Source organism: Candidatus Aegiribacteria sp., from assembly GCA_021108005.1.
Lineage (GTDB): Bacteria > Fermentibacterota > Fermentibacteria > Fermentibacterales > JCC-6 > Aegiribacteria.
On sequence record JAIORS010000202.1, the window covers coordinates 19,514 to 28,778 of the forward strand.

At 46.5% G+C, this 9,265-nt stretch carries 4 protein-coding genes; all 4 read right to left on the reverse strand.

Annotated features, from left to right (window positions below):
* Nucleotides 1-5: 5 nt before the first annotated feature.
* Nucleotides 6-1,985, reverse strand: coding sequence for a PGF-pre-PGF domain-containing protein (locus K8S15_12680; protein ID MCD4776892.1), 1,980 nt, complete (start codon nucleotides 1,983-1,985; stop codon nucleotides 6-8).
* A complete protein-coding gene (locus K8S15_12685; GenBank protein MCD4776893.1) occupies nucleotides 1,970-5,197 on the reverse strand; it encodes a S8 family serine peptidase in 3,228 nt (1,075 codons plus the stop codon). Before K8S15_12685 ends, K8S15_12680 begins: the two co-directional genes overlap by 16 nt.
* Nucleotides 5,198-5,813: 616 nt before the next feature.
* Nucleotides 5,814-8,618 carry a hypothetical protein gene (locus tag K8S15_12690; protein MCD4776894.1) on the reverse strand — a complete coding sequence of 935 codons (2,805 nt, stop codon included), beginning with the start codon at nucleotides 8,616-8,618 and terminating at the stop codon, nucleotides 5,814-5,816.
* 2 nt (nucleotides 8,619-8,620) lie between these two features.
* The coding region (locus tag K8S15_12695) for a hypothetical protein (protein ID MCD4776895.1) at nucleotides 8,621-9,265 on the reverse strand (645 nt) is incomplete at its 5' end.

The following is a 9,265-nucleotide window of genomic DNA, read 5'->3' on the forward strand; positions in this document are numbered from 1 at the left end:
TCATTCTACTGATTGCTTCTGAGAATTACAATTTCCACTCTTCTGTTAAGCCGTCTTCCTTCTTCCGTATCATTTGCTGCCGCCGGGCGCCTTTCGCCGAACCATGTGGGTTCAATGGACACATTAACATCTCCCAGATTGGCTGCCAGGTAATCAGCTATTCTCTCAGCCCGGCTCTTTGATAGACCATCATTGAATGAGAATGTGCCATCGCTGTCAGCATGTCCCTCCACAGATACGAAAACACCAGGATTCGCCCGGAGTGTCTGTATTATACGATCAAGTGAAGGTATCTGATCTGCTCTGATATCATCAATACCGTGATCAAAGTATATCTTGGAAACGGGTAAGCCCTCACGTTCGGTAGCCACAATAACGAACTGGAACAGATTAATTGGATCGGTTTCATAGTAGCAGTATTCAAGATCTTCATCAATCTGCCTTATTTCCACATCGAGCGGCACCCCTCCCTGAACCCTGGAAAGACCTATAGTCAATGGATCGATACGGTTCTCATCCATCCATACCTTGTTTACTCTGAATTCAAGTGAGGCTTCAAGGATATCCACACTGTCAATTGCTCCATAAACAGTTCTTGGAGCCAACATGACAAGCTCTGCGGGACGGCACGTTATCATGCAGTCCGAGAACTCATTGAGATCCGTTTCATAGTAGTAGAAAGCTTCATCTTCTTCTATCATCGCCACAGGAACCCTTTCAAGGGAACCTTCCTCAGAAACCTGATGAAGGCGAAGAAGTCTCATCTCCAGATTATTCTGTTCAAACCAGAATCTGGGTACTTTGAAATTCGCAGTAAGGCTTCTGATAACATCCTGCTCAATGGTGCTGTTAACGGGGAAGTACCCGTAAAGCAACTGGTTCTCATCCAGAATAACAGGGCTGTTAAGAGGTACATCTTCGTATTGAGCAACCATTAGAGAATCCCTTTGAACATCCCTCACTGCCCAGAGGTCGAACTTGTACATATCTGTATCCGGGAACCAGGTTCTCCGGTCGACCATGGGAGGAAGAGGGACTCTTGAACTTGTTTCATTCCACTGAGCTCCACCGAGTCTGAAGGAAAGACCTATCCTGTGCCTTCCCCAGGTGCTGTAAAGGGAATTCATCGGAATACTGAAAGCGTAATCGAGCTGTATGGGAATGGAACCTTCGGTCCTTACGGAAAAACCCGCTGACCCTTCGTGAGTTAATCCTGATGCTTTGAAAGCATACCCGGACCTGATTCCCCAGTTGGAAGATGAACCTATCCATTTTTCAAAACCAGCTGAAAAGTTCAGGTCAAGTTTTCCCGCAATTCTCTCCAGACCGTAATCAATCTGTACTGCCGGAGTGGCGAAACTCGGGTAGAACGCAGCACCCAGAGAGAACCGCATGGGTTCCTTATCAGCTTCTCCAAGGCCAAGGTCAGGCTGAATAATATTCTGCGCGACTCCTGATATTGTTGCGGTTCTGCCAATTTCAGCCTGAAATCCGGCATTTAGACCGATCCCCTGACCTTTCTGTCCATTCAATGCGAACAGCGGGTCATACGATGTAAATTCATTATCCGCAAATATCCTGAAGAGATATCTCCCTGTCAGACCTATTGAGACCGGAAAAATACCGGGGCGGAATGCAAAAGTGAAGTTCGCCTCGCCTTCGGAGTACAAACCTGAAGAGTTCAGATAGTCCATTCCCATAGCAAAGGCTAGATACTCCGATACAGGCTGCAGATAACTGAACGCTGCGTAATGCAGCGAACCGGAATCCAGGTTGGGATACAAATTCGAATATTCGGATCCTATAAGGAAGCGGCCCGATCTGAGTATGGAAGCAGGATTCCACCAGCCTCCCCACACATCGTCGCCAAGTGAGGCAAAGGCTCCTCCGAGACCCATTGCCCTGGAACCGGGAGTAAGACTGGAAGCAAAAGAAGATGAAACCAGAATAAGAAACAGAACGAGGAGTACTATCTTGCAACGCATATTACACCTCCGCTCCTGTTGTCACCGGCCCAGGCCATGTACACGTACAGGCCTCCCGGGACAGTAGTTCCATCATCATCACGTCCATCCCAGAATGGCTCCTGACCTTCAAATGACCGGATAGGTATACCCTCCATATCGTAGATCGTTACCGTTATCAGAATCCCCTGAACGCCTGGCCATACGAAGTATGCGGTATCGTTGATTCCGTCCCCGTTTGGTGTAAGAGGGTTTGGTATTATGCTAAGACTCTGGGGGAGTTCACGTTCAAGAGGTATATCATGAACTGTATTTTCATCCATTACGATTAATACAGTATCCTGAATTGTATAATAACCTGTTTGCACAACGGTAATAGGAACCGGTCCTACCGGGACATTACTGAAACTGTAATAACCCTCCGAATTGGTGATTGCCTCAAGGCCCAGGTCTAAAATATCTACTTTAATATCACTGAGCCGCTGCCTCGTATGCATATCCCAGACCTCGCCGGAAAGGGAACCGCTTGGGCCCTGAGGTGTTGCGCTGGCCATATTACTGAAATCACTTTCACCGTGCGGATTTGAATATATGGTTGTTGCCCAGTAATAGTAAGTAACTCCGTTACTCACCAGTGAATCGGTATAGGTGGTATCATTTGAGGTAAGACTGACGATTGGCTCACTTCCCGGACCAAGGGGAGAAAGGCTTCTGTAAAGGTTATAACCGACAAGACCCTTTGAATCGGAAATCGCTCCTTCGGGAGTGGGCGAATTCCAGGCTATAGGCACAAATCCATCGTTTCCACTCTGTGCACTAAGATTCTCCGGGGGTGCCAGTGTACCTTCTACCATGAAAGGTCCGTATACCGCCCTGTTATTGTCTTCGGATGATTCAATGATAACGTTCTCCGTGTCTACAACGGCGGCAAGGTAACGCTGCCCCAGATCGAAATAGGAGAAGGTTATCACCGTGCTGAACGACTGTGTATCTCCTCCCTGAATCGGCGGCACCTGGAAAAACGCTATCGGATTTGTCGTACCGTCCGGATCTTCCTCGAGGTACAGGCCCAATTGGCAGTTTCCCGAGGGTCCTTCCCCGGCATTTGTAACAACAACCGAGAATCGCACAGCCTGTCCCACATAAAACGGTGGTGATAAATCGGGGCTGGGCATGGATACCGTCAGATCCGGATAGGCGATAATAACCTGAAAAACGGATGAATCCGGTTGAAGCCCGAGGTTCGCGCCGTTGACCCTTGCCATAAGATCGTAGGTGCCGGCCTGAGTAGGCGTACCGATTGTGAAAGTATCAACGTTCACAGCGTCTTTGTACACAAGATTCCCCATATATCTTGGGTCGAATATCTCCCCGCTGAATCCGGACGGGGCCTCGATGCTGCCCCATGTACCAGCGACTATGTATCCACTACCGTTGCATACAGCCATGGGTAGATCAAGTGTCGATCCGGGAGCCGCGTATATGGTAGTGTCAGAAGGTGACAGAACTCTCACGCTGGGATTTCTTGAGAAGCTGTAAACCACAACGGAATAATCCTCTTCCTCAAAAGGATTTCCAGGGTCGGACCAGCTGCTGGCGGTAATGCGTACTTTCCAGGCTCCGGACTCAGGATTCTCTACACAGATCTTTTCAAGGGGACTTTCACCTGTAACTCCTGATGGCAGAGAGTGATTGTACGTTGTACCTCCCGGTGAGATCAATGAAAATTCAAGATCGTTGCGGATGCCGGATCCTGGAACATCGCTATAAGCCATTGCTCCGGAAAGCCTGTTGACCGTTGCTGGTATGTAAAATACCCATTCTTTGTATGCCGTTCCCTCGATGTAAGTTTCGTGAACCCAGAGAGGACGGTCAACCTCTTCTGAGAAATATACGCCAGGCAGGTGGAAGGCATCGATAAGGCCGTAGCCGTATCCTGTAGTAGCGTATCCGCATGATGCAGAACCGGTATTTCCGGCGAGTGGTATAGAACTCGCAGCTATTAGAGCACTGATGTCTTCAGGGTTTACAAGTTCACCATATTTTTCGTAACAGATTGCCAGTGCGCCGGAAACATGGGCTGCGGCCATACTGGTTCCGGTTCTTCGTGTGTAATACGGTTCTCCGGGCCATCTGTCTTCAGGATCGTCAAGCCACTGGCTGCCGTACTGCGCGTTGGTTGTTACAACTCCGTTCTCCATGGTTGATCCGGTAAAAGCGCCTCCGGGGGCAAGAATATCGGGTTTAAGACGGCCGTCTCCCTCCGTTGGCCCCTGGCTGCTGTATGGAGCCAGATAGCAGTTGCCATTCCCGTCCGGAATGTAAGTAACGGCTCCAACGGTAATACAGTTCTTCGCGTTTCCAGGAGAAGTTATGCCCCCGGTTTCTCCAAGGTTACCGGCTGAGAAAACAAGAACGAGTCCTTCAAGATCAACCCATGAATCAACGATTTCGCAGAAAGCATCGTATCCTGTAGATGATAATCCCCATGAGTTGTTGACGATCTTACAGTCCGCCTGGTCGAAATCGTTGAACAGATTATCCAGTTGGGAAGGGGTCAGATCATCCGGCCTCTGAAGTACGAAAAGTGAGCCATCGTAAGCGACTCCTCTTCCGTTGTACTCGCAACCCAGTGGAATTTCCCCCCGTGAGGATATCACACCGCAGACGGCCGTACCGTGGCCGTCCGTATCATCGGGGCCTGAGATAACAGCGGATGAAAGATCGGGATGGCTTCTCCATACCCCGGTATCAAGCACTCCTGTGATGATTCCTTCCCCCTGGTAGTATTCCCAGATCGATGAACAGCTTATGAGCCGCCTGCTGTCATCGGCTCTGAACAGTTCATTTTCAGGGTTTACAGTTTCTTCCCAGATAACCCTTACAACGCCTTCAATCCGGCAGAGATTCTGAAAATCAGCGTGTGATCCGGCTATACGTACGAAGTTGCCGCTCATCCGCTCTCCGCCCGGCGGGACAATGTCTCCTACCGTAACCAAAAGAAAATGACCGGACCAGTTCACCGGTTGGTTGCTGCTGCTGTATTCGTAGGCATTCCATGGTTTTATTGACTTTATAAATCCGCTGGAGCGTATAGAACTGATATCGGGTTCACCGGTAACGTACGCAGCGAATGTATCGTGCGATGGAGCCCATGATGCAGGCCAGAATCCGCACCGGTCAAGAATTGAAAGATCTTCGGGTGAAAGGGGTCGCCAGACCCTGATCTCCACAAGAGATCCCGCAGAAAGCCCTGCATGCCCTGAGATGCCTTCGAAAGCACCCGATGCCCACTGCAGTTCCGAATAGGATATATTCAGCAGATCCAGTTCCTGCTGTCTTTCAGAGGATTCAAGCCCTGAAAGATAATGGAAAATATCAGACGATACGTTGCCCTGTTGAGGCAGTAAACCTGAAACAGCTAATATTGCCAGAAATACAGTTGTGAACTGAATGGCTTCATCTCCCTTCGCCCCCTAAGTAAGTTAAGTAAAGGCATACAGAAAACATATAGCTTATGTCAACCTTTTATATCTGCAGTCCTTTAAGAAAACAAACAAAAGTATAATTCTCAATAATATGTACTGATTAATTAATAATGCAAAACCTGTTCAGAAGCTATACATTCCGTTTCCAGGCTTTCACTGTATTGGACATGAGGAAAGCTATCGTGAGGAAACCATAGCAGCATCCTTCCTCAGATCGATGAGCACCGTTTTTTATTATAACGGACTCTCTTCAATGCTCCTCTGGCAGCCGTCCTTTACTCCTGCACCAGGGCACACAACATGACGGATACTGCCAATGAGGAATACATATCAGAAGCTGAATGAGTGTCCCCATATGCTGCTATCTGATAACCACGCAGGATCGGACCGCGGTTTCTTCTCCTGAACAAAGCCTCAGAAGGTAAATTCCACCGGGAATGGGTGTTCCATTTGAATCGTCTCCAGCCCATGTAACGGAGTGCGCACCGGAAAGATGTTCCCCGGAAACCAGATTCCTCACAAGCCTTCCAGAGACATCGTAAACATCAAGTGACGCTGTCCCTGATGAAGCAAGAGTGTAAGTGAATACTGAGGACACTGCAAACGGGTTCGGGTTTGGAACTGCAAGCGAGAAGTCATACACAGCACCAGGTTCATCCTCTATTGCTTCATAAGCCCGGCTATCATAGCAGTTATTCTTCTCTTCCGGGAAAAAATCCTCCGGTGTGAAATACAAAATGTCTCCACCATAATGAACCTGTACAGTATCTCCCGCTCCTCCGTAGATACCCGAGATTCCTCCTGTACCAAGATACAAAGGATCAGCAATAGATTCAGAAATAGCATCAATACACGTTATAAAGCTCACATAAGGAGAGGAGTGGTCTAATTTGTTAGACCATCCTACAAAACAGTGATTCCCTGTGTAAGTGCTTATACATCCACGACACTGTGAATGTGGATATGGTATTGTTGGTCCACAGTAATGCATTTCATATGGAATAGGAAGATCAAATATTATTTTATCCCAACCGTTGTATATTCCTTCTCCAGTAACCGGTTTTACAATGTATATCGAATCTGTTACTCCCCATGGATCTTTACTAAGCCAGAATCCAGCCCAGTAAGGGCACCAGCCTTTTCTTGAATCATGTCCAGTACTTGGTCCGCAAGTACATGGTACCCGGCGTCCTTGAAGATGAAGAGAATCCAGATACATCCCCGTACCAGATATTGAAGCTCCTCCATTATATTTTTTACCGACTACATAATCATCGTAAGGTGCCCCTGGCATCGCCCAATACCTGGGAACACCCCAGGAATAACTGCTATCGACTCCGGTCTCATACCCAGCAGAAGGAAAATATCCTCTTCTGTCTCTAGGATGAGCTACTGTAGACGGATCTGCGTCTATCCTGTTGCCTGACAGATCACGTGGACCAGAGATGTGAAGAATCAATTCCCCTGCATAACGACCGGGAAAAGGTACATTGCTTTCATAACCTACGTAATATGAACCGTTATCGGTTTCTCTCGAAACGACTGGTGAAACTGAATGTGTTGAGTTCATCAAAGGAATTGGACTTAGACTATTTGTACCATCAGAATCAAGAGAACTCCATATTATTTCTGATTGGTTACCTGCAGTCAGCCAGACATCTCCCTGAAAAGAACTATCAATCGGCTCAGAATAATATACGTAAACAAATAAAGTATGTGATGTATCTTGCGCTAAATAGGACCAGTTATCTATTTCATCATACAGCCTTATAGTATCGAGTGGACTTTCATAATCAGTAATCCATCCTGCAGAATAAAGAATGATATTTTCAGGACACTGATAAACATCAACTGAATCGACATGAGGTCTGTAGTTATCAACAACGATACCTTGTACAGTTGCTGCTGGATTCCAAACATCAGTGGATGGGAGAGTATCGAGGGAAACTATGCTATCGCCCTGGCTTACCGCAGTAATTTCAACCGCATACCTCCCATCAGGGAATGCAGCATGTTCATTTATATACGCTTTTTCGAGATTGGCGCTGCCTCCCATAAAAGGACTCCTTAATCTGGTGTCCCATCCTCCCTGATTTAACTTCTGTGGTGAAACTCTCCAGTCATGAGTCATGTTGCCTGTCCAGATGTTATCAAAACCATTACTACCTATAGAACCTTTTCCGCAATTTGTAACTATGTATGAAGTTCCAAAACTCCAATCCCAGTCGGTACTCCCGGTACCTTTTGGGTCAAAGAAAAGAGCATCGTAATATGGAGATGGTCCGTATGGTATCAAACCATCAAAAGAAACCAGTGTTCTGGCACCATAAATATCATCCGGAAGAGGATCATAGCTGCCATTGTAAGGATTCTGCTTCAGAATATTGTGGGAAACAGATCTTACGCCGCAGTTGGTCTCAAAAGGTGAACCAACAGGGTGGGAATAAGGCCGTGCAACGATGTCTACAACACCATATATTCGATTTTGAAAATCTTTTAAAGCCGACAGACCGCCGGGAAAATTTCCTGGTTCTTCTATCTGATCCAATGTAAACCACATCCCACAGTGACTACCATTATCTACATGTGGAATATGCCAAAAGCCGGTTTCATCATATCCAGCGGGAGCCTGCAGATAATCGAAAGGATTGAAAAGACCAATTAAATTCGTAGTAGGATCTGGGTCAAGCTTTGGCACCCATGCAAAATGAACATGTCTCCAGATATGGGCACCTGTTGGTGGCTGAGCAGGCGCCATTGGTCTTTTAGCTGTGATAGGGTTTCCCAACAGAAATTGTGGTTCGTATGGATCAAGAATTTTCAGATGTCCTAATCCCCATCCATAGTCATCATCGAGGGATTCAAGGAAGCACATCATATAACCTGGATCGGGATTGAAAGGATCAATGTAGATATCTCCAGAGTATGCATCAAAATCATTCGGTGCAAGAACGGAGTCAGTTATCGCCGAAGCATCAAAATCTATCCCACCATGAGGTCCCTGGCTTGGAGGGCACCAATCCCCATACCCTTTCCATACGGGCATAAATTGAGGGTTATCCTTGAATATTGGCCAGGAAGGATTCCAATGTGGAGGATCGATAAACGGAATCAGATCAAACAGAGAACCGGAGATGAGCATGAATGTTATTATTGTATTCAACATGATCACTCAACTCCGTCAGTTACAATTGTCATGATGCGTATACCTTCTTGCGAATGATATATAAGCTCAGTATCTGATTTAGACAGAATTGTAACTGGACTCCTTAAATCCAGATCCAAATTGAAAGTGTTCCCTATTGATTGGAAACTGCATTCATCGAGTTTAATCGGCTCTGACGTCCAGATCAACTCTTCTGAAGTACTGAGACTATAACGCCTTAGAACACTTTCGGTTTTATATGCAGTAAACAAAATAAGATAATTATCATTAACATACCTGGGAACCAAAGCATGCCAGGTAGATAATGCCAAATACCAGTTCCGCTCTGCGTAAGAATCATCTTCATTAACAGATAGAGCGATAAAATTATAGGGTAACTTCCCTGTTGACATGGAAGCAGGAAATGCTGCAGAAGAAGCATCTGGCGAAAAAACAATTCTCGAAGTCTGCAAACCATTGAAACCTTCCCAAAGAATCCTTCCATCATCTCCATCGATTATCATGGCTCCACTTCTTGCGAATGAAACACCAATTCTACTACCATTCGGAGATACTGTTAAAGCATAATTAACAGTTCTATCACCGGTATTTGCTGTCCAAAGCTCATTGCCATCCCAGTCAAAAGCTACTATTTCACGCGGCCGGCT

Excerpts from the sequence above, each read along its gene's own strand:
- K8S15_12680 (MCD4776892.1), bottom strand. The coding sequence starts at position 1,985 with ATGCGTTGCAAGATAGTACTCCTCGTTCTGTTTCTTATTCTGGTTTCA.
- K8S15_12690 (MCD4776894.1), bottom strand. The coding sequence starts at position 8,618 with ATGTTGAATACAATAATAACATTCATGCTCATCTCCGGTTCTCTGTTT.